Here is a 20,466-nt window from a genome sequence, read left to right on the forward strand (position 1 = left end):
GATTTTATTTTATTTATTACCTAAGCTTTGCTAGGTAACAAAGTGAGGCGATTGTAGCCTAAGCCGAGTGCAATGTGTGAGGGGATTGTGGGGATGAATAAAAAATGGGCGCCGAATCGGGCGCCCATATTGTTTAACTTTGATGATCCGTTTAACCGATTATTGCTGGGTCGTTGACGTCTGACCGTTCGCAAATAATGCCGCTACGTCTATGGCATCAAAAATGTATTTTGCGTGGCAATATTCGCAGCCCATTTCGATCTTGCCGTCTTCGGCGAGAATGGCTTCGATTTCAGCTTGATCTAAGGTCTTGATCGCGCCGGCACTGCGTTCATGGGAACAGGTGCATTTAAAGCTCACATCGATAGGATCGAATAGGCGCACTTCTTCCTGATGATAGAGGCGATGTAATACGCTTTCTGCATCAAGAGTGAATAACTCTTCGGCCTTGATGGTCGACGTTAGTTGGCTCAAGTGTTCGAAGTCGGCGTTGTGATCTTGCTGGCTTGGCAGAATTTGTAGGAACATGCCCGCCGCTTGTTTGCCGTCGGCAAATAACCAAATGCCTGTTGGTAACTGTTCAGATTGATTGAAGTATTCTTCAACACAGGCCGCAAGTGTTGGCTTGTCCAGTGCGACCACACCTTGGTAGCGCTCACCTTCGTCGGGTGTTAAGGTGATGACCATATAGCCCTGACCGAACAGATCGGTAAGGCTAGCATCATTGGCAAGTTCAGCATTCCAGCGAGCCACACCGCGTAACTCTTGTAGATTGTTACCGTTGATCACCGCTAAAGAAACAGGGCCGTTGCCTTGTAGCTGCACGCTGATATCGCCGCTAAATTTTAATGTCGCGGTTAATAGCGAGGTGGCCGCCATTAATTCACCCAACAGCACTTGCAGTACGGCTGGATATTCTTGGGCGCTGATCACTTGTTGATAGCTGTCTTGTAACTGCACCAGTTCACCACGCACATCGGCATTGTCGAACAAGTAGCGGTGTAAAGTATCTTGGTTCATCGTGTATCTCACTGTTAAAGGTCTTTAAAGCGCATGAGCTGACGTCGTTGCTTTTTATCTGGTTTCTGATCGGGTATCGGGTTATTGAGCATGTGGAGACGTCGTTGCTCAGCATTAATGGCCCGTTTAGCCAGACTTGTCGCGGTTTCTTCGTACAATTCTTGTGCAATCGCACCACTTTGGCGTAATTGCGATAATTTTTTTATGACGATCTCTTTATCGTCATATCCTTGGCGTATCTTAAGGACGGCGCCTATCTCGGCATTCCTACTAGATTTGGCGCGCTGGCCGTTGTAATGTACTTTGCCGCCGTTAATCATTTCTTTGGCGATGGCACGGGTTTTATAGAAACGTGCAGCCCAAAGCCACTTATCGAGTCGAATGTCTGTTTTGTCGCTTTGACTTTGCGTCATAGTGTCTCCAGCTAAAAGATCGATGAGTTCACATGCCGAGTAAGAAAATGCGTGAAGTGCATTTCTATTATGTTAAAGGGTGGCGTGCTTCACACCCTTTTGTGGCGGGCAAAGTTAGCATAATTGGCCTATTTTCGCCAATTTGAATGCTGTTATGGGCTTGTTGCCAAATGCAGCCTAGGTTAGCATGAGGCGGTTATTGCCTAATTATTATAATCAGAACAGAGACCTGTATCGAGGGTCCACATAAAATATGGATTTATTAGATAAAGTTATCGCAAAAGCCATTGGCATGCCCCATAAACTCCTAAGCCGGATTGTCTTCTGGTTGGGCTTTATTGTGATCATGTTGTTAGCTGCGCAAATTACATGGAAATTAGTGCCTACTCACTCATCTGCCAGTGCTTGGTCCCCAACGCCCGTAAGCGTGAATGGCAAAGGTGCCGGTCAGGTTGATCTCGCAGGTCTGCAGCAGCTTGGACTCTTTGGTAAGGCGGATGCGACATCTGATAAACCTAAAGTCGAAGTCGTTGAGACTGTGACCGACGCACCTAAGACTACACTTTCAATTCAGCTGACTGGGGTTGTCGCATCGACGGCCGACCAAAAAGGCTTAGCGATTATTGAGTCCAGCGGCAGCCAAGAAACCTACAGTTTAGGTGATAAGATCAAGGGCACTTCTGCATCACTCAAAGAAGTCTATGCCGACCGTATCATCATCACTAACGCTGGCCGTTACGAGACCTTAATGCTCGATGGCTTAGTCTATACCAGCCAAAGCCCTGCTAATCAGCAATTACAACAAGCTAAAAGCAATAAGGCGGACTCGGCAGTGAGCCGTGTCGATCAACGTAAAAATGCCGAAATCTCCCAAGAACTCGCCGAATCCCGCACCGAATTGTTAGCCGACCCCAGTAAGATCACCGATTACATTGCCATTTCACCCGTGAGACAAGGTGATTCTGTGGCAGGTTATCGTTTGAATCCAGGGAAAGACGCCAATTTGTTTAAGCAGGCGGGTTTTAAAGCCAATGATTTAGCCAAATCGATTAATGGATACGACTTGACCGTAATGAGTCAGGCGTTAGAAATGATGAGCCAATTACCCGAGTTAACCGAAGTGTCCATTATGGTTGAGCGGGAAGGACAATTGGTTGAAATCATGTTTAGTTTGCCGCAATAACACGCGTTAGAGGAAAGAAAAAGAATGAATAACAAAAGGATTCGACGCAAGCTGATTGCTGGGGTTGTTGCGGGTGCAGCCATGTTCTCCTCCCAATTCGCTTGGTCTGAACAGTATGCGGCCAACTTTAAGGGCACGGATATTCAAGAGTTTATCAACATAGTTGGTAAAAACTTGAACAAGACCATCATAGTCGACCCGACGATCCGCGGTAAAATCAACGTTCGCAGTTATGATCTGCTGAACGATGAACAGTATTACCAGTTCTTCCTCAACGTCTTACAAGTCTACGGTTATGCCATCGTCGAGATGGAAAATAACGTCATCAAAGTCATCAAAGACAAAGACGCCAAAACTGCAGCAATCCGAGTGGCTAATGATGCCGAACCTGGGATAGGCGATGAGATGGTCACGCGTATCGTGGCGCTGTATAACACTGAGGCCAAGCAATTAGCTCCGCTGTTACGCCAATTAAATGATAACGCGGGTGGCGGTAACGTAGTGAACTACGATCCCTCCAACGTCTTGATGTTGTCTGGTCGTGCTGCTGTGGTGAACAAGTTAGTTGAAATTGTCCGCCGCGTAGATAAACAGGGCGACACCTCAGTACAAGTGGTGCCGTTAGAGTTCGCCTCCGCCGGTGAAATGGTACGAATTATCGATACCCTTTACCGTGCCACGGCTAACCAAGCTCAATTGCCAGGCCAAGCGCCAAAAGTGGTTGCCGACGAACGCATCAACGCTGTGGTTGTTAGCGGTGATGAAAAGAGTCGCCAACGTGTGGTCGAGCTTATTCATCGTCTCGATGCCGAGCAAGCCAGCACCGGCAACACTAAGGTGCGTTACTTACGTTATGCCAAGGCCGAAGATTTAGTTGAAGTGCTGACAGGGTTTGCCCAAAAATTAGAGGGTGATAAAGACCCAAGCGCTCAAGCTGCAGGTGGTAAACGCCGTAATGAAATCAATATCATGGCGCATACAGAAACCAATGCCTTAGTGATCAGCGCCGAGCCCGATCAGATGCGCACTATCGAGAGCGTGATTAATCAGCTCGATATTCGCCGTGCTCAAGTGTTAGTTGAAGCGATTATCGTGGAAGTGGCTGAGGGCGATAACGTTGGCTTCGGGGTGCAATGGGCCTCGAAATCGGGTGGCGGGACTCAGTTTAATAACTTAGGCCCGACCATTGGTGAAGTCGGTGCGGGTGTTTGGGCGGCTCAGACTGAGAAAGCTTCTCAAACCTGTACAGGTTCAGGTGATAATAAGACCTGTACAGATAACCCAGATAAGCGCGGTGATGTGACACTACTTGCCCAAGCTTTAGGCAAAGTGAACGGTATGGCTTGGGGCGTGGCCATGGGCGACTTTGGTGCCTTAATTCAAGCCGTGTCGAGTGACACTAACTCAAACGTACTGGCGACACCGTCGATTACCACCTTAGATAACCAAGAAGCGTCTTTCATCGTCGGTGATGAAGTGCCTATTCTGACGGGCTCTACCGCCAGTTCGAGCAACAGTAACCCATTCCAAACCGTTGAACGTAAAGAGGTTGGGGTTAAGCTGAAAGTGGTGCCGCAGATCAACGAAGGTAATGCGGTTAAGCTGACGATTGAGCAGGAAGTGTCAGGGGTTAACGGTAACACAGGGGTAGATATTTCCTTTGCGACTCGCCGTTTGACCACCACTGTTATGGCTGACTCAGGGCAAATCGTGGTTCTGGGTGGCTTGATCAACGAAGAAGTGCAAGAAAGCATACAAAAAGTACCGTTCTTGGGTGATATCCCCATCATTGGCCACTTATTTAAATCTTCTTCGAGCAAAAAGACCAAGAAAAACCTGATGATCTTCATCAAACCAACCATTATCCGTGATGGCATCACAATGGAAGGGATTGCTGGGCGTAAATATAACTATTTCAGAGCATTACAACTTGAGCAGCAAGAGCGTGGCGTTAACTTAATGCCAAATACAAAAGTGCCTGTGTTGGAAGAATGGAATCAATCAGAGTATTTGCCGCCAGAAGTTAACGCGATTTTAGAGCGTTACAAAGAGGGCAAAGGCCTAGATACTCAGATGCGTAAAACAGATCCGACTTTAAAGTCACTGGAAGAAAACAAGAATAAAGATAAAACCAATGAGTGAAATACAATTATCCCAAGTCGATGACCTCAGCCAAGTCTCCAATGAGCTAGGTCTGGAAGCTGAAGGTGATGAGGTGTTTCGTTCGAGCAGTAAAGAGCGCTTACCCTTTGCCTTCGCCCATCGCCACGATGTGGTGCTCGCGCCGGGTGAAACGGGCGACTTGAGCTTGTTTTATACCAGCAAAACACCGTTAACGGCCATGCTCGAAGCACGGCGCTATTCGGGTGTTGATTTGCCTTTGGTTAAGCTCGAAGTCGCGAAGTTTGAGGCCAAACTCACTCAAGCGTATCAGGCGAACTCGTCTGAAGCGCAGCAGTTGATGGAAGATATCGGCAACGAGATGGATTTATTCACCCTTGCCGAAGAACTGCCGCAGACCGAAGACTTGCTCGAAGGTGATGATGACGCGCCTATCATCAAACTGATTAATGCCTTGTTATCTGAAGCGATTAAAGAAGAAGCCTCGGATATCCACATCGAAACCTACGAGAAACAGCTCATAGTGCGTTTCCGTATCGATGGTGTGCTCAAGGAAGTGCTTAAGCCAAACCGTAAGCTGTCGTCGCTGTTAGTGTCGCGGATTAAGGTGATGGCGCGCCTCGATATCGCCGAAAAACGTGTACCACAGGATGGCCGTATTTCCCTGCGTATTGCTGGTCGTGCGGTGGATGTGCGGGTATCGACCATGCCATCGAGCCATGGTGAGCGCGTCGTGCTGCGTCTGCTGGATAAAAATACTGGCAACCTCGATTTAGAGCAATTGGGGATGACCGACAGTATTCGGGTTAAGTTTGAAGATCTTATTCGTCGCCCCCACGGCATCATTCTGGTCACTGGCCCAACGGGTTCGGGTAAAAGTACCACCTTGTATGCGGGTCTGACTGAGATCAACTCAAAAGACACCAACATACTTACTGTCGAAGACCCAATCGAATACGAGCTAGACGGTATCGGTCAAACCCAAGTTAACATTAAGGCTGACATGACTTTCGCTCGAGGTCTGCGCGCAATTTTGCGTCAAGATCCCGATGTGGTGATGATAGGTGAAATCCGTGACCTCGAAACCGCGCAAATTGCGGTGCAAGCATCACTGACTGGTCACATGGTGATTTCAACCCTGCATACCAACACGGCCTCTGGCGCAATTACGCGTTTGCAAGACATGGGCGTTGAGCCATTCCTTGTATCATCGAGTTTGCTCGGTGTGTTGGCGCAACGTTTGATCCGTACCCTTTGTCCCAAATGTAAAATTGAGCATGTGCCCGATGCACGTGAGCGTGAGTTACTGGGCATAGCGGCCGATGACGACAGACGTATCTTCCGCGCCAATGGTTGTAAGTCCTGTGGTAACAATGGCTACCGTGGTCGAACCGGTATTCATGAATTATTGCTGGTTGATGACAATGTCCGCGAATTGATCCATGGCGGCCGCGGTGAGTTAGCTATCGAAAAGTATATCCGTCAGTTTGTGCCGAGCATTCGTCACGATGGCATGAGCAAAGTGCTCGCGGGCATCACCACTCTCGAAGAAGTGCTACGTGTGACTCGCGAGGAGTAATTTATGCCAGCATTTGAATATAAGGCACTGGATGCCAAGGGAAAGCAGCTTAAGGGCGTAATCGAGGCGGATACCGCCAGACACGCCCGTAGCCAGTTGCGCGATCAGCGCATGATGCCCTTGGAAATTCTGCCTGTTTCCGAAAAAGAAGCCAAAGCTAAGAGCAGCAGCTTTTCGTTTTTCAAACGGGGTATCTCGGTCGCTGAATTAGCCTTGATCACCCGTCAAATCGCGACCTTAGTGGCTGCGGGTTTACCGATTGAAGAATCCCTTAAAGCCGTTGGTCAGCAATGCGAGAAAGATCGCCTTGCGAGTATGATCATGGCGGTACGTTCACGGGTGGTTGAAGGTTACAGTCTGGCCGATTCCTTGGCCGAATTTCCGCATATTTTCGATGATTTATACCGTGCTATGGTGGCCTCGGGTGAAAAATCCGGTCATTTAGAAGTGGTGCTTAATCGGCTGGCGGATTACACAGAGCGACGCCAACAGCTTAAATCTAAGCTGACTCAAGCCATGATTTATCCTGCGGTATTGACCACAGTAGCGATTGGGGTGATTTCCATCCTGCTGGCGGCGGTTGTACCTAAGGTGGTCGGGCAGTTTGAACACATGGGCGCCGAGTTACCGGCTTCGACACGCTTCTTGATTTCGGCCTCTGACTTTGTACAAAACTACGGTGTGTTTGTCGTCATCGCCCTCGTGATGCTGTTCGCACTCTTTCGGCGTATGTTAAAGTCGCCTGCGTTTCGAATGAAGTACGACAATTTTCTATTGAGCATGCCGGTTGTGGGCCGCGTGAGTAAGGGCTTAAATACGGCACGTTTTGCACGGACCTTAAGTATCTTATCCGCAAGCTCTGTGCCTTTGCTCGACGGTATGCGTATCGCCAGTGAAGTATTGCAGAATGTGCGAGTACGGGCCGCAGTGGATGATGCGACTGCGCGGGTGCGTGAAGGAACTAGCTTAGGTGCGGCACTGACTAATACTAAGTTGTTTCCGGCAATGATGTTATACATGATTGCCTCGGGCGAAAAGAGTGGCCAGCTTGAGCAAATGTTAGAACGCGCCGCCGATAACCAAGACAGGGAATTCGAGGGCAACGTCAATATAGCGTTAGGGGTATTTGAACCTATGCTGGTGGTGAGTATGGCGTGTGTGGTGCTGTTTATCGTGATGGCGATTCTGCAGCCAATCTTAGCCTTGAATAACTTGATTAGCGGTTAATTTTTTGAATTTATGGATTATGACCAAGTCGATTGGCATAGGGTTTTTTAGGAGAAGTAGGCGATGCAAATGAACAAGAAACATCAAGGTTTTACCTTACTCGAAGTGATGGTAGTTATCGTTATTTTAGGGATTTTAGCCTCTATGGTGGTCCCTAACTTAATGGGTAACAAAGATAAAGCTGACCAACAAAAAGCGGTATCTGACATAGTCGCGCTCGAAAATGCCTTAGATATGTACAAGTTAGATAACGGCATCTACCCAACGACCGAGCAAGGTTTAGAAGCCTTAGTGCAAAAGCCAACGATTTCACCTGAGCCACGTAACTACCGTGAAGATGGTTATGTAAAACGTCTGCCAGAAGATCCATGGCGCAATAAGTACTTGCTGCTCAGCCCAGGTGAAAACGGCAAGCTAGATATATTCACAGCAGGCCCAGATGGTCAACCAGGTACCGAAGATGACATCGGTAACTGGAATTTACAGAATTTCCAATAAGATGCTAAAGCTGCGCCACGCTGGTTTCACCTTAATGGAGGTGATGCTAGTGATCTTGTTGATGGGACTCACGGCCGCGGCCGTGACTATGTCTATCGGTAACTCGGGCCCACAACAGGCCTTAGATAGAACGGCGCGGCAGTTTATCGCTGCCACTGAAATGGTGCTCGATGAGACCGTTTTGAGTGGCCAATTTATTGGTATTGTGATCGAGAAAACCAGTTATCAGTTTGTTTTTTATAAAGACGGTAAGTGGGAGCCTTTGGATAAAGACAGACTCTTGTCTGAAAAGCAGATGGAGCCGGGTGTCGTGATGAACTTAGTGCTCGATGGTTTGCCTTTGGTACAAGACGATTCTTGGTTTGAAGAACCACTAATTGAGCCCTCTGCCGATGACAAGAAGAAACATCCTGAGCCACAGGTCATGCTATTCCCGAGCGGCGAGATGAGCGCTTTTGAGCTGACGTTTATCGCCAAAACTGACAAAGGTCAGCAGGCCGAAGCGTTAGTGGTCGGCGATGCGCTGGGCAGATTAACCATAGGGCGCCCCGATGAAACGCGTTAAGGGCATGACCTTACTCGAAGTGATTGTGGCCCTTGCCGTGTTTTCGATAGCGGCCGTGTCGATCACTAAAAGTTTGGGTGAGCAGATGGCCAACATGCCAATTCTGGAATCGCGTACTTTGGCACAGTGGGTGGCCGATAATCAGATGGTCGATGCCAGACTTGAGCCGCAGTTTCCTGAAATCGGTAAAAAAGAAGGCCAAGTCGAACTCGCAGGAAAGGATTGGTATTGGCGTAAAGAAGTGGTGAAAACCACGGACGATAATTTTCGCATGATCCGTATAAGCGTGAGTGAAGACGAACGCTATCAGCGTATTGCAGCACAAGTGAGCAGTTATGTCCTTAAAACTGACTAGTGCGCAGCGGGGATTTACCCTGCTAGAAATGCTGATCGCCATCGCGATTTTCGCCATGATAGGTTTGGCGTCTAATGCCGTGCTCAGCACTGTGCTGACTAACGATGAAGTGACGCGCACTTTCTCTACTCGGCTTAAAGCCCTGCAGCAAGGCTTTGGTGCGATTGAGCGGGATCTCGCCCAAATGGTGGCGCGTACACCCAGATTACTCGAAGGGGGTCGAGGTTCGACCGTCTTCCAAACGGGCAATGATATCTTAGACTCGGAATCAGAAGCCTTAGTGTTTTACCGTTTAGGTTGGTTAAATCCCGACGGTTTATTACCGCGGGGCAGCTTACAGTCTGTGGCGTATGTGGTGCACGAAGGGCGACTGGAGCGTTGGTATTTTCCTTATCCTGAGCCTGAATTTGGTGCCGAGCCGATTAAGACAGTGGTCATAGATAAAGTGTTGTCGGTGGAATATTCCTTCTTTATGGATGACAAGTGGGAGCGGAAAGTCGAGGCGACTAAGTTGCCTAAAGCGATCGCCATGGAAATTGAGATTGAAGGCTTAGGCAAGATCCAACGTAAGTTCTTGTTACCGCTAGGTGCTGCCGCACCTGAAAAGTCTAAGGATGATGATAATAAAGACGAAAATCCGGACGATGCTAACAAAGATAAAAACGACGATGGCAGTGGAACAGGCAATGGTTCCGGTGACCCAGATTCTGGCGATACCGGAGACGGTGATCCTGATGCCGAGGGCCGCGAATGAGAACCCAATCTCGGTCTAAACAGCGCGGCGTTGCACTGATTGTTGTGCTCTTGATAGTGGCTATGGTGGTGATCATCGCGACAAACATCACTGGCCGTAATCAGTTGTCCATGCGCCGAACCTTAAACTTGGCTCAGTACGATCAAGCTTATTGGTATGCGATTTCCGCCGAAGAATTGGCGAAGAAGATTTTAAAACAAGATTTAGATGACTCTGAAGGTCGAGTCCACAGGCAGCAATATTGGGCCATGGCCGATGTAGTGTTTCCAGCGGAATACGGTGAAATCGCGGGCAAGATCACTGACATGCGCGCCTGTTTTAATTTAAACGCCTTGTCGGCGACCACGAAAGAGGTGGAAAACGGTCAACCTAAGCTGCCGTTGGCGGCGAAGCAATATAAGGCCTTGTTGGTGAGTTTAGGGATGGACGACTTTAGTGCGGATCGCCTGACTCAGACCTTAAAAGATTATATCGACGAAGACATGACGGCCAGCCCCTACGGCGCCGAAGATGCAGAATATGAATCGCGTAATGTGCCTTACCGTGCGGCCAATACGCTGATGAATCATCGCAGTGAGTTACGTGCGGTGATGGGATACACCCAAGATATCTATTTGAAACTCTTGCCCTATGTTTGTGTGATCCCAGGCAATGACAGGCAATTGCTTAACGTCAATACCGTGGAAGTTGAGCAAGCGGCACTGTTAGCTGGCATGCTCGATAATCAGATTTCGGTCGGCGAAGCAGAAAGCATTATCAACCAACGCCCCGGTGATGGCTTTGCCAAAATCGAAGATTTTTATGAAAGCTCATCTATGGGCTCGATCAAGTGGGAAGGTGCCATGAAGTCGAGTTTTGTCATCGATAGCCAATATTTTCTGTTGGCCTCGGGGGCGAAAGTCGATAACGCTGTGTTTAGAATGGAAAGCGTGCTCAAAAAGGGCGGCGGCAACAAAATGGAAGTGCTCACCCGTCAGTTTGGTGGCCAAAAATAATGGCAGTGCTCACCCGTCAGGGTTTGATGTTGGTGGCCAGAAGTAATGGAAGTGCTCACCCGGCAGAATCTGGTGGCCAAAAATAATAGCAACGAGCTCAGTCACGCTTTCTTGACTGGGACTGGTGGAGAAAAACTGTGAGTGAACGGCTATTTATTCGCTTAGGCAGGACAGCAGAGCAAGCATGCTCTTGGCTCGTTTGGTCTGAGCAAGAACAGGAAATTATCGCCTCTGGCGAGCTCGCCAATGCCCAAGGTTTGTCGACCTTAACTGAGCGTGCGGGTAATCGTCCCGTCGATGTGTTAGTGCCCGCCGCGGCAATGACACTCACTAGCGTACATTTGCCCGAAAAAGGCCAACGCCAAGCCTTGAAAGCCTTGCCCTTTATGCTCGAAGAAGCCTTAGCCGAGGACGTCGATGCCATGCATTTTACCGTCGGCCCGCGTGATGGCGATGCCTTAAGCGTGGTCGCCGTGGCCCATGAGCAAATGCAGACTTGGCTGAGTTGTTTGACCGAGGCGGGTTTAAAAGTGAAGCGCATCGTACCCGACTGCTTAGCCTTACCATTGCAAGAGTGCCAATGGGCGGCAATGAATTTTGGTAATGAACTTTTACTGCGTACCGGATTAGCCACGGGCCAGAGTTTACCTTTGCCATGGTTACCGATTGCGCTGGAGCAACTTAGGCCCGCACAGGGCGAAGTGTCTGTTGCCAGTTATACCGACATGCAACTCGAGGGTGTTGAGCTTAAGCCGCAGTCACTTGAGCTACCTATGTTAGTGTTAGCTCGCGGTATTCTGCATGCGCCAGTTAACTTACTGGGCGGCGTTTACACGCCTAAGCGTGAATACAGCAAACAGTTGATGATGTGGAAGAGTGCTGCCATCGTTATCGCCATCGCTTGTGTGCTGGCCTTAGTGAATAAAGGGCTGACCATACATCAAGTCAATGGTCAGATTGCCGATCTTAAAGCCCAGAGCGAATCCATTTATCAGCAGCTGGTGCCGGGAAACTCGCGCATTGTTAACCTGCGTTCGCAGATGGAAAGTCAATTACGCGCATTGCAAGGACAGGGCAGTGGCGCCGAGTTTTTTGCCATGCTCGATGGTTTGCAGGATGCCTTTAAGCAAGTACCTGAACTTAAACCTAATAGCTTAAGATTCGAAAGCGCGCGTAACGAGATCCGCATGCAAGTGAGTGCGAAAAACTACGCGCAAATCGAGAAGTTTAAAGAGATCGTTGGACGTCGTTTCCAACTCGACGGCGGCACTATGAATAGTGGTGAAGATCAAGTCACCAGTACCTTAACCTTGAGGAGCAAATAAGATGGATAATTTGCGGACTTGGTGGCAAGGGCTTGCATCGCGCGAGCAGCAGTTAGTCGGTTTTGGTTCGGTATTCTTAGTCATAGGTATTTTTTATTGGGGTGTTTGGACGCCAATCGCCACTGCCGAAGCCGATGCATTACGTAACCTCACTGCACAGCAACAGACGTTGAACTATGTAAAACAAACGGCGAATAAAATTGCGGGTTTGAAGCAAAACGGCGCTAAGCCGACTATATCGGGCAGTTTAAGCTCAGTGGTTAACCAGACTGCGGGCAATTATGGGTTAGTGATTACTCGTATGCAGCCCCAAGGCGATAAGATCCAAGTGTGGATGGATGATGTTCCTTTTGATGCCTTGTTGGGTTATTTGAGTGAGTTAGTGCAGAAAAAAGGACTATCACTCGAAAGTGTTGATTTGGCAGAGGCCGACGCCCCTGGCTATGTCAAAGTTAGACGTATCCAACTGTCGCAATAAATTAAGGTGTAGCTGTGAGTTTGATAAAAAAAGTCATCATAGGCGTACTGATTTATTTAGTATTTTTAGTCGTTCTATTTCCCGCTAAGATTGCGATAGCGTTAGCGCCATTACCTGCAAATATCAGTGTTTCGGGTGTGAGCGGCAGTATTTGGTCTGGCAACATAGAAACCTTAAGTATGCCGCAACGCCAGTTAGAACAAGTGCGTTGGGATCTCAGCCCTTGGGCCTTGTTGTTAGGTAAAGTGAAAGTTGATTTTCAAGTGGGCAGCCGCGCCACACCTGTCAGCGCTAAGGGATTAGTCTCTTGGTCCATGGGGGGCTTAAGTGCGCAGGGTTTACGTTTCGAAGCGCCAGATAGCTTTTTACTCGGCAATGCAAAACTGCCCTTTAAAACCGAAATCTCCGGTGAAGTTAGCCTATTAGTCGAGACGTTAGAGCAAGGTAAACCTTGGTGCGAGCAGTTGTCTGGTAAGCTGTTTTTGAATCAAACCAATGTTAAAAACCAGTTTGGCAACTATCCACTAGGCAATATCGAACTCGGCCTGAGTTGCGTTGATGGCAAAGCGCAATTAGCCACAGATGAAGCCAAAAACCAGCTCGGTATCGTCGGCACTTTGCAGTTAGACGAAGGCAATATGGTCAAAGTAGCAGCTAAGATTAAAGAAACGGCTGAGCAACCAGAAGATATGCGTAAGTCACTGGGTATGCTAGGTAAACGCGGCAGCGACGGTTATTTCCCTGTGGTATATCAGGGTCGTATTCCTGGGCTATAGCGCTGTTTCAGCGCGCGATGATAGATCTGCACTATGAATGAAAACGAAGGCACCTTAGGTGCCTTTTTTATTGTCTTTTTATCGTGTTAGATCCTTGAGTAGCGAGTGATAGTCGGTAATCGCGGGGAAATCTTGAAAGACTTTGACTGGCTTTTTACTGTCTGGGTTAGCAATCCCCAACTGATGGCCAACGCCGGCAAGTTTAGCGGCCTTGAGTATGGGTTCGCTGTCGTCGATAAAGAGACAGCGACTCGGCTCAAGTTGAAACTTTTCAAACAAGGTGAGCCAGAATTGTGGGTGTTCCTTAGGGTAACCCGTCTCGTGGCTGGAGATCATTGCATCGAGCCCTGCGGCCAGCTCGGTATGTTCAAGCTTTAAGGCAAGACTCTTAGGGTGGGCATTGGTCACCAGAATGCGCTGTTTACCTGCAGAGGCCAAGGCCGCTAAAAATGGCATGCTGTCTTGACGTAGCTGAATGCGATCCACCAAAGTGCGATGCAAACCCATAATGTCGAGTTGTAGCTGCTCCTGCCAATAATCGAGACAGTACCAATCGAGTGTGCCGACGACTTTTTCATAGGCATTTACGACTAACTGCTGCGCTTCGTCCTCGCTCAGACCCCGTTGCCTGCTTAATTCCTGCGGCACTAAACTCAGCCAAAAATGGTTGTCGAAGTGCAAATCCAATAGCGTGCCGTCCATGTCGAGTAGAACTGTATCGATAGTCTTCCAGTTAAACATTGGGTATTTCCTATTCTTTGCATGCTGAACAACGCCTGCGATTGACGCGTGAGCAGGGTGATTTTCAAAGGCTGTCATTATGATTATTCACGCAACTTGTATGCTCATATCTTTGTGCTAGTCTTGGATGACTAATAATTTTTAGTCTGAAAATTAAGCGGTTGGATATGGATATCTGTTCTTTTGCCCTATTAGCTCAAGTTCCAAACTCCCTAAGTTTACAGCAAGAGCTTAATGCTTTGCTGCTGCAAGACTGGCTACCCCACGTAAATCAGCGTGATTATCGTCAAGGGGATCAGGGCGGTTGGGATGTGCTCGCTTTGCGCTGCGCCGCTGAGTATCAAACAGCACATCCTATCTTGCAAGCCTTCTCAATCTCTACACAGGATCACTGGAATGATCTGCCTCGTCTCGAATCGAGCCCTACATTATGCCGTTTTCTGCAATCCCTAGCCTGCCCAGTGAAATCTGTGCGTTTGATGCGCTTACATGCGGGGGCTGAAATCAAACCACATAGAGATCAAGGGCTCTGTCTAGAGCAAGGTGAGGCAAGACTGCATTTGCCACTGCAAACGAATGAACAACTCAATTTTTACGTGGACGATAAACGTGTACCTATGCAGGCTGGCGCTCTTTGGTATATCAATGCCGACCAAGTCCATTGGGTTGAAAATAAAGGGCAGGATGCGCGGATCAATTTAGTGATTGATTGCGAAGTGAATACTTGGTTAAGGGAGTTAGTCTATGCCGCAAAGATCAGAGCTTGAATCAGGACAAAGTGCAGATATTAAAGCGTTAATTCACTTCGCCAACGCGCTATTACAGGCCTCTTCGGCAGGGGAGGCTAAACGACTTATCGACCCTATGCTGGCGCAATTATGTGCCATGACCGAGATTGAATTACACCCCGAGTATTTTTTGGATACTGAGGCGAGTATGACGCGATTTGGTAAGGCGGTATCACTTACCACTGCGGCCCAGTGTGCTGAAGATCCTGAGCGTGGACGGGTGTTTATTCAGGGTATTTATCAGGCCATACAGGATAAGTTGGCGCTAAATCCGCAACGGCCAATACAGATTTTGTATGCGGGAACAGGACCTTTTGCCTGGTTGTTATTACCATTACTGCCGCTGTTTTCTGCAAGTCAGATTCAAGTCACCTTGCTCGACATTCATCAAGCCTCGTTAGATAAAGTCACCAAGCTTATTGAACGCTTTGATTTGGCTGATCGTGTGGTGGAGCGTGTCTGTGCGGATGCCACGCTTTGGCAGCCAAATACAGTCGTAAAGTTTGATGTGATTCTTTCCGAAACCATGAAGCACTTGTTGCAACAGGAGCCGCAAGTGCAAATTTTTACCCATTTACAGGCGTATCTTGCAGATGATGGTGTGCTCATCCCGCAAAATATTGAGTTAGACGCTTGGCTTGAGTGTCGTACTGTGCAGGATTTTGTGGAGACGCATTATTTAGGACCGTTATTCGCGCTCAACCTACAAACAGCGCGCTTACTTGCCAGTGGAGACCGTAGCTTCTTGGCTGGTACTTTACTGCTCCCCGATTTCAGCCCGAGTGCGGTAACGCTTAAGTTCACGACTTCCATTCAAGTCTATGGTAATTCCACGCTGAGCGAAAACCAATCTCAACTCACGTTACCTCGATATCGACGTGAACATTGGCTTAAGCCGCTCTCATGCCTTGCTTTTCGATATGAGCAGGGTACTCATCCCGATTTTGTGTTTGATGTTATAGAGCAAAAACCTGTGCTTGTGTCGAGTGACGATCTGAGCTGCTTAGGCATTTATCATTTGCAGCGGCTTTGGCAAAAGATACAGCTACGCAAACGGGGAGTGCCATTCACTGAACCGGCTAATGAATGGCACTTAGATAAAACCTTGCTGGATCTTTGTGGAATAGGGCTCGAGCCGGGTCTAAGAGCTTTATATCAAAACGATCATCAGTCAGCTTTTGTTGCTTACATTCAGCAAATCGCCAAGCTGACAGCCGCGGATATTGCTGGGATTAATCAGCAATTAGGCGCTATTTTCCATGGATTAACGCCATCGGTCACAGTACCAGAAGTCGAAGACTTCAATTCAGCGGAGGTTGAAGACTCAAATCCGGCTGCAGTCCTCAGCGAGTCACAACTCAATTTTTGGCAAAGTGAAGGCTACTTAGTGATCCCGCAAGTACTCACGGCAGAGCAATGCGCCGTAACTCGAGATTTTATTTGGCAGCAGTTAGGAGCCAATGAACAAGATCCCACCACTTGGTATCAAGCTCATGAGTTTATGCAGAAAATAATGCTGCAACTGTTTCGCCATCCGCAACTAGATGCGAATCGACAAGTCCCCAAAATCCGTCAAGTGTTTGAACAATTGTGGCAGCGAACCGATTTAGTCATGACAACCGATAGAGTCAGCTTTAATCCACCTGAAACGCCAACTTGGCATTTCCCCGGTCCTGATATGCACTGGGATATGCCGCTGCAGCTGCCCGTTGAGTTTGGCACTCAAGGGTTAATTTACTTAACCGATACCAGTGCAGAACAAGGCGCATTCTGTTGTGTCCCCGGATTTCATCTCAAGATAGAGGAGTGGCTTCTCGAACAGAACAAGTCTGATATTGAGCTTCAGCAACAGGATTGGCATCGCTGGCAAGTAAAACCTATAGCGGCTAAAGCGGGCGATTTAATCATTTGGCACCATGCCTTGCCCCACGGCGCCAGTCCTAATCGTGGGACGTTACCGCGTATGGTGCAATACATTAACTTTTACCCTATGGCTTCCTAATGGTTGATTTTAAAGAACAACAGCAACGCTATTGGTTGTTAGTTCATAATCCAGCCGCCCTGAGGGAGCTTGGCAAGGTTATGACTCTCACCAACTTTTGCCAATATTTGCGGCTTTTTTGGCACTTACCAGACTGTGGCGATGATACGTTACTGGCCATCTTGCATACTGGTAATCGACAAAGGATAGAGCCGGATTATTCACTCTTCTGCCAGTTTTGGGCGCCAGCAGACTATGACCCTAAACGCAGAGTATTAGAGTGGATGTCCGCCGCAGAAAAACCGATTCATCTTTTCTACTCTGAGCATATTTCTGCCGTGCGGGGTCAGTTATTGTCAGCCTTGATCAAACCTAAAACCGCTCTCTTACCTGCGCCAAATCTTTCGGGACTAGTAGAACAAGTGCAGCCTGCCGGATTTATCTTTCACCTCTCCCGCTGTGGCTCTACCTTAGTGTCGCGCAGTTTTGCTGGGTTATCTAAATGCAGGGTGTTATCTGAATCGCCTTTGCTGACTCAAGTGTTACTGGACGGGAGCCTATCAGACACACAAAGACGTGCGGCTTTAACATTTTGCATTAACACTCAAGGTCAGTTGTTTCATCCTGAACAGCATTTGTTGATTAAATGGAATGCGTGGGATTTGCAGTTTTGGCCCTTGATCCTATCACTTTATCCTCAAGTTCCTGTGTTATTGCTACTTAGAGACCCCGTCGAGATCTTAGCATCACAGCAAAAGTCTGCTGGATATCATATGGTGCGACAACCATCTCGACCTTTATTCCGTGAATTATCAGTACCAGAGGAGGAGTCGATACTGGAGTATCAATGCAAGGTATTGCGCTTGTTATTGGATTATGGCTTAGAGATGAGTCAGTGTAGCCAAGTGATGGTCGTGGATTATCAGGAGCTGTTACCCGCGATAGCGAATAAAATCGCAAACTGGTTTTCGTTGGATCTCTCTCAAGAAGAGTGCAGTCAAGTCGAACAATGCCAGTTAATACACTCTAAAACAGCCACGCAACCCTTTATGACTGATTCACAATCTAAGCAAAGTTTTTTTACGGCTAAGCAAAAAGAACAGATCCACAGCTATTGCAACTGGTCTAATCTTCACCTTTTTGAAACCAAAAATTAACATGCGTCTTGTATTTTAGAGTAACGTAAACTAGCTTTAGCCAACGGTGTATATTTAAAAAATATCGGAAAGTTAACGTTTTTATTCTAGGGATGGAAAATGCAATCATGTACCTCCAAGCCGTTAGCCGTTTTATTCTGCGAACGCATTCCCCTGAGCCACTCTTTAAACCTGTGTCATTCGATTTGTTGAGTTTTGCCCGTTAATCCCGAGCTGCCACGACGAATTAAAGAACTATAAAGCGCTGTTTAGAGTTACTTATTACAGGGAATGTATTTGATGGTAGAAGACATAGTATTACCTAAAGCCTATTCATTGCGTTATGCGTATAAAAATGACGATGCTTTTGTATTTGCACTATTTTGTTCTGCAAGGACGGAATTGTCTCTATTACCGCTTCCCCCACAGCAACGAGAGCTGTTAGTGCAACAACAATACCGCTTACAGCAAGCGAGTTACGCTGCCCAATACCCTCAAGCGGTGACTCTAATCATTGAATATCAATCAATTTCTATTGGCAAAATCATACTTAATCCCTCTGCTAACGGTGTCCATATCGTCGACTTTGTCATCGCACCGCAATTTCGTGACTATGGTTATGGTTCAGTCATTTTGGACTCGGTAAAAGCCTATGCCCAAGCAAAAGAGGCGAGTGTGAGTCTAAGCGTTGATCGACAAAATATGCGTGCGAAACAGTTATATCTTCGCTTGGGTTTCTCACCTTTTGAAATATCACCAACTCAAGAGTGGCTATCGTGGCCATCACCATAGGTAGTGTTGTTTGAGGGAAGAGGAAAGCGTGTGTAATCAACCTGATGATGTTTGGACAGGTTTGCTTTTATTAAGGAGTCATGGATGTCTGATAATTTTCTTGGAGAAATTAAGCTTCTCCCCTACGAATGGGCACCTAAATATTGGGTTTTGTGTGCCGGGCAATTATTGCCAATCAATTCCAATCAAGCGCTTTTTTCATTATTGGGTACGACCTACGGTGGAGACGGTGTCAATACCTTTGCATTGCCGGATTTACGTGGTCGCGCACCGGCTCACCCTAATGCTGCTATGGGTTTGCCACAGGGTAGCAAGGCTGGTGCAGAAAATGTAACCCTAGTACCCAACAACCTGCCAGTCCACAATCACCTTGTGATGGCCAGTTCTACGGCGGGCGATACCGTGCTTTTTGCAGGCAATAATATTGCCGCTGCCAAGAACAACGCAGGCGCTGTCAATTTGTATGAACCCGCTGCAAGTTTGCAAGCGTTGGATCCTGCAACGGTATCCAATACCGGCGGTAACCAACCCCATCAGAATTGCCAGCCTTCGCTGGTGATGAATTATTGCATTGCCACTCAAGGCATTTACCCTTCACGTAACTAGAGGAGAATCACTATGGATGCTTATATTGGTGATATCCGTCTGTTTGCGGGTAGCTTTGCACCGAGGGGTTGGATGTTGTGCGCGGGTCAGCTATTAAGTATTAGTGAGCAGACGACGCTTTTCGCTCTGATTGGAACGACATACGGCGGCGATGGAGTCACCACTTTCCAGCTGCCAGATTTGCGCGGCCGGCTTCCGGTTGGGCAGGGCAACGGCGCGGGTCTTACTCCCCGTGTTATCGGCCAGCAATTTGGTGTTGAATCCGTGACCTTGTTAACACCGCAAATACCTTCACACAGCCACAGTTTTTCGGCGAGTACAGCAAGTCCCTCCACATCACCCAGTCCCACGGGTAATGTGTTTGCCCACAGCAATACCGATAATATTTATGCTCCTTTGCCAACTAGCGGTGCCGATCCCCAAGTTATGAATGCACTCAGTGTGCAAGCCACCGGGGGAACACAACCACACAATAACATCATGCCTACCACAGCGATAAATTACATCATGTGTATTGAAGGCATTTTCCCATCGCGTAATTAAGGAGCGAAATTATGGATCCATTTATTGGTGAAATCCGTTTGTTGCCATTCAGCTTCGCTCCCCACAATTGGGCGCTGTGTAATGGCCAAACATTGTCAATCGCAAGTAATACCGCGTTGTTTTCAATTATCGGAATTACTTATGGTGGTAATGGTACAACCACGTTCCAATTGCCTAATTTGCAGGGGCAGGTCGTTGCGGGCGTAGGTCAGGGGCCCGGGCTGAGAACCTGGGATTGGGGCGAACAGTTTGGCGAAAATGGGGTGACGCTGCTTGCCACTGAAATGCCAGCGCACAACCACACGCTGACCGGTTTGAATAATCAGGGGACTTTGCCTTCTCCGGCAGCGAATACCTATCTGGCCAAGGATATTCGTGGTGGCAGTGGTATCGTCAACTATATGCAGACCGCGCCGGGTACATTAAATACCGCTATGGCAACACAGACTTTAGGTATAAGTGGTGGTGGTCTACCCCATGAAAACCGTCAGCCATTTCTGGCATTGAATTATTGCATTGCCCTTTATGGTGTATTTCCGGCACGCAATTAATTGATGAATGATCCCCGGCATGTTTGTCGGGAAGTTTTT

22 protein-coding genes are annotated in these 20,466 nt (G+C 47.9%); 19 read left to right on the forward strand and 3 right to left on the reverse strand.

The window, feature by feature from the left end; translation table 11 throughout:
- Positions 1-159: 159 nt before the first annotated feature.
- Together hslO and hslR are read right to left on the reverse strand one after the other, a co-directional pair.
- The gene (gene hslO, locus Q4Q54_RS16355) at positions 160-1,020 is read right to left on the reverse strand and encodes an Hsp33 family molecular chaperone HslO (RefSeq protein ID WP_311988995.1); all 861 of its coding nucleotides are present in this window, start codon (positions 1,018-1,020) and stop codon (positions 160-162) included.
- Positions 1,021-1,034: 14 nt separating this feature from the next.
- On the reverse strand, positions 1,035-1,433 hold the full coding sequence (gene hslR / locus Q4Q54_RS16360; protein WP_107946231.1) for a ribosome-associated heat shock protein Hsp15: 399 nt from the start codon (positions 1,431-1,433) through the stop codon (positions 1,035-1,037).
- Positions 1,434-1,686: 253 nt separating this feature from the next.
- On the opposite strand from hslR, the gene gspC reads away from it, so the two are divergent.
- The 12 genes from gspC (at position 1,687) to Q4Q54_RS16420 (ending at position 13,289) form a co-directional block, all read left to right on the forward strand.
- Positions 1,687-2,616, forward strand: a complete 930-nt coding sequence (gene gspC, locus Q4Q54_RS16365; protein ID WP_220591670.1) for a type II secretion system protein GspC — start codon at positions 1,687-1,689, stop codon at positions 2,614-2,616.
- Positions 2,617-2,640: 24 nt separating this feature from the next.
- Positions 2,641-4,758 carry a type II secretion system secretin GspD gene (gspD, locus tag Q4Q54_RS16370; RefSeq protein ID WP_311988996.1) on the forward strand — a complete coding sequence of 706 codons (2,118 nt, stop codon included), beginning with the start codon at positions 2,641-2,643 and terminating at the stop codon, positions 4,756-4,758.
- A complete protein-coding gene (gene gspE, locus Q4Q54_RS16375; protein ID WP_311890573.1) occupies positions 4,751-6,316 on the forward strand; it encodes a type II secretion system ATPase GspE in 1,566 nt (521 codons plus the stop codon). Before gspD ends, gspE begins: the two co-directional genes overlap by 8 nt.
- Positions 6,317-6,319: 3 nt before the next feature.
- Positions 6,320-7,543: a type II secretion system inner membrane protein GspF gene (gene gspF / locus Q4Q54_RS16380; protein ID WP_006084929.1), complete on the forward strand. Its 1,224-nt coding sequence runs from the start codon at positions 6,320-6,322 to the stop codon at positions 7,541-7,543.
- Positions 7,544-7,606: 63 nt separating this feature from the next.
- The gene (gene gspG, locus Q4Q54_RS16385) at positions 7,607-8,041 is read left to right on the forward strand and encodes a type II secretion system major pseudopilin GspG (RefSeq protein WP_006083645.1); all 435 of its coding nucleotides are present in this window, start codon (positions 7,607-7,609) and stop codon (positions 8,039-8,041) included.
- Position 8,042: 1 nt separating this feature from the next.
- Positions 8,043-8,606 (forward strand): type II secretion system minor pseudopilin GspH, encoded by a 564-nt coding sequence (gene gspH, locus Q4Q54_RS16390; RefSeq protein WP_311989003.1) that lies wholly within the window; start codon positions 8,043-8,045, stop codon positions 8,604-8,606.
- Positions 8,593-8,961 (forward strand): type II secretion system minor pseudopilin GspI, encoded by a 369-nt coding sequence (gspI, locus tag Q4Q54_RS16395; protein WP_011982092.1) that lies wholly within the window; start codon positions 8,593-8,595, stop codon positions 8,959-8,961. The genes gspH and gspI overlap by 14 nt, the downstream gene beginning before the upstream one ends.
- Positions 8,942-9,715 carry a type II secretion system minor pseudopilin GspJ gene (gene gspJ / locus Q4Q54_RS16400; protein WP_063881980.1) on the forward strand — a complete coding sequence of 258 codons (774 nt, stop codon included), beginning with the start codon at positions 8,942-8,944 and terminating at the stop codon, positions 9,713-9,715. The genes gspI and gspJ overlap by 20 nt, the downstream gene beginning before the upstream one ends.
- A complete protein-coding gene (gene gspK, locus Q4Q54_RS16405; protein WP_006083641.1) occupies positions 9,712-10,710 on the forward strand; it encodes a type II secretion system minor pseudopilin GspK in 999 nt (332 codons plus the stop codon). The genes gspJ and gspK overlap by 4 nt, the downstream gene beginning before the upstream one ends.
- A 137-nt stretch (positions 10,711-10,847) precedes the next feature.
- Positions 10,848-12,035 (forward strand): type II secretion system protein GspL, encoded by a 1,188-nt coding sequence (gene gspL / locus Q4Q54_RS16410; RefSeq protein ID WP_011848171.1) that lies wholly within the window; start codon positions 10,848-10,850, stop codon positions 12,033-12,035.
- A gap of 1 nt (position 12,036) precedes the next feature.
- Positions 12,037-12,513 (forward strand): type II secretion system protein M, encoded by a 477-nt coding sequence (locus Q4Q54_RS16415; RefSeq protein ID WP_311988997.1) that lies wholly within the window; start codon positions 12,037-12,039, stop codon positions 12,511-12,513.
- A 14-nt stretch (positions 12,514-12,527) separates the two neighbouring features.
- The gene (locus Q4Q54_RS16420) at positions 12,528-13,289 is read left to right on the forward strand and encodes a type II secretion system protein N (protein ID WP_006084937.1); all 762 of its coding nucleotides are present in this window, start codon (positions 12,528-12,530) and stop codon (positions 13,287-13,289) included.
- A gap of 78 nt (positions 13,290-13,367) precedes the next feature.
- Here the strand turns inward: Q4Q54_RS16420 and yrfG are convergent, their stop codons facing one another.
- The gene (yrfG, locus tag Q4Q54_RS16425; RefSeq protein WP_311899477.1) at positions 13,368-14,030 is read right to left on the reverse strand and encodes a GMP/IMP nucleotidase; all 663 of its coding nucleotides are present in this window, start codon (positions 14,028-14,030) and stop codon (positions 13,368-13,370) included.
- Positions 14,031-14,197: 167 nt separating this feature from the next.
- Between yrfG and Q4Q54_RS16430 the strand changes: the two genes are divergently transcribed.
- From Q4Q54_RS16430 to Q4Q54_RS16460, 7 genes are all read left to right on the forward strand, one after another.
- Positions 14,198-14,797 (forward strand): aspartyl/asparaginyl beta-hydroxylase domain-containing protein, encoded by a 600-nt coding sequence (locus Q4Q54_RS16430; RefSeq protein WP_311988998.1) that lies wholly within the window; start codon positions 14,198-14,200, stop codon positions 14,795-14,797.
- The gene (locus tag Q4Q54_RS16435; protein WP_311988999.1) at positions 14,775-16,820 is read left to right on the forward strand and encodes a phytanoyl-CoA dioxygenase family protein; all 2,046 of its coding nucleotides are present in this window, start codon (positions 14,775-14,777) and stop codon (positions 16,818-16,820) included. Before Q4Q54_RS16430 ends, Q4Q54_RS16435 begins: the two co-directional genes overlap by 23 nt.
- The gene (locus Q4Q54_RS16440) at positions 16,820-17,956 is read left to right on the forward strand and encodes a sulfotransferase family protein (protein ID WP_311989000.1); all 1,137 of its coding nucleotides are present in this window, start codon (positions 16,820-16,822) and stop codon (positions 17,954-17,956) included. Before Q4Q54_RS16435 ends, Q4Q54_RS16440 begins: the two co-directional genes overlap by 1 nt.
- 279 nt (positions 17,957-18,235) lie before the next feature.
- The gene (locus Q4Q54_RS16445; RefSeq protein ID WP_159074993.1) at positions 18,236-18,727 is read left to right on the forward strand and encodes a GNAT family N-acetyltransferase; all 492 of its coding nucleotides are present in this window, start codon (positions 18,236-18,238) and stop codon (positions 18,725-18,727) included.
- An 84-nt stretch (positions 18,728-18,811) separates the two neighbouring features.
- A complete protein-coding gene (locus Q4Q54_RS16450; protein ID WP_311899482.1) occupies positions 18,812-19,333 on the forward strand; it encodes a tail fiber protein in 522 nt (173 codons plus the stop codon).
- Between the two features lie 12 nt (positions 19,334-19,345).
- Positions 19,346-19,876: a tail fiber protein gene (locus Q4Q54_RS16455; RefSeq protein ID WP_311890582.1), complete on the forward strand. Its 531-nt coding sequence runs from the start codon at positions 19,346-19,348 to the stop codon at positions 19,874-19,876.
- Positions 19,877-19,887: 11 nt separating this feature from the next.
- Positions 19,888-20,427, forward strand: coding sequence for a phage tail protein (locus tag Q4Q54_RS16460; protein ID WP_263185007.1), 540 nt, complete (start codon positions 19,888-19,890; stop codon positions 20,425-20,427).
- Positions 20,428-20,466: the final 39 nt, after the last annotated feature.

Origin of the sequence: Shewanella sp. SP2S2-4, assembly GCF_031932025.1 — a bacterium.
GTDB lineage: Bacteria > Pseudomonadota > Gammaproteobacteria > Enterobacterales > Shewanellaceae > Shewanella > Shewanella baltica.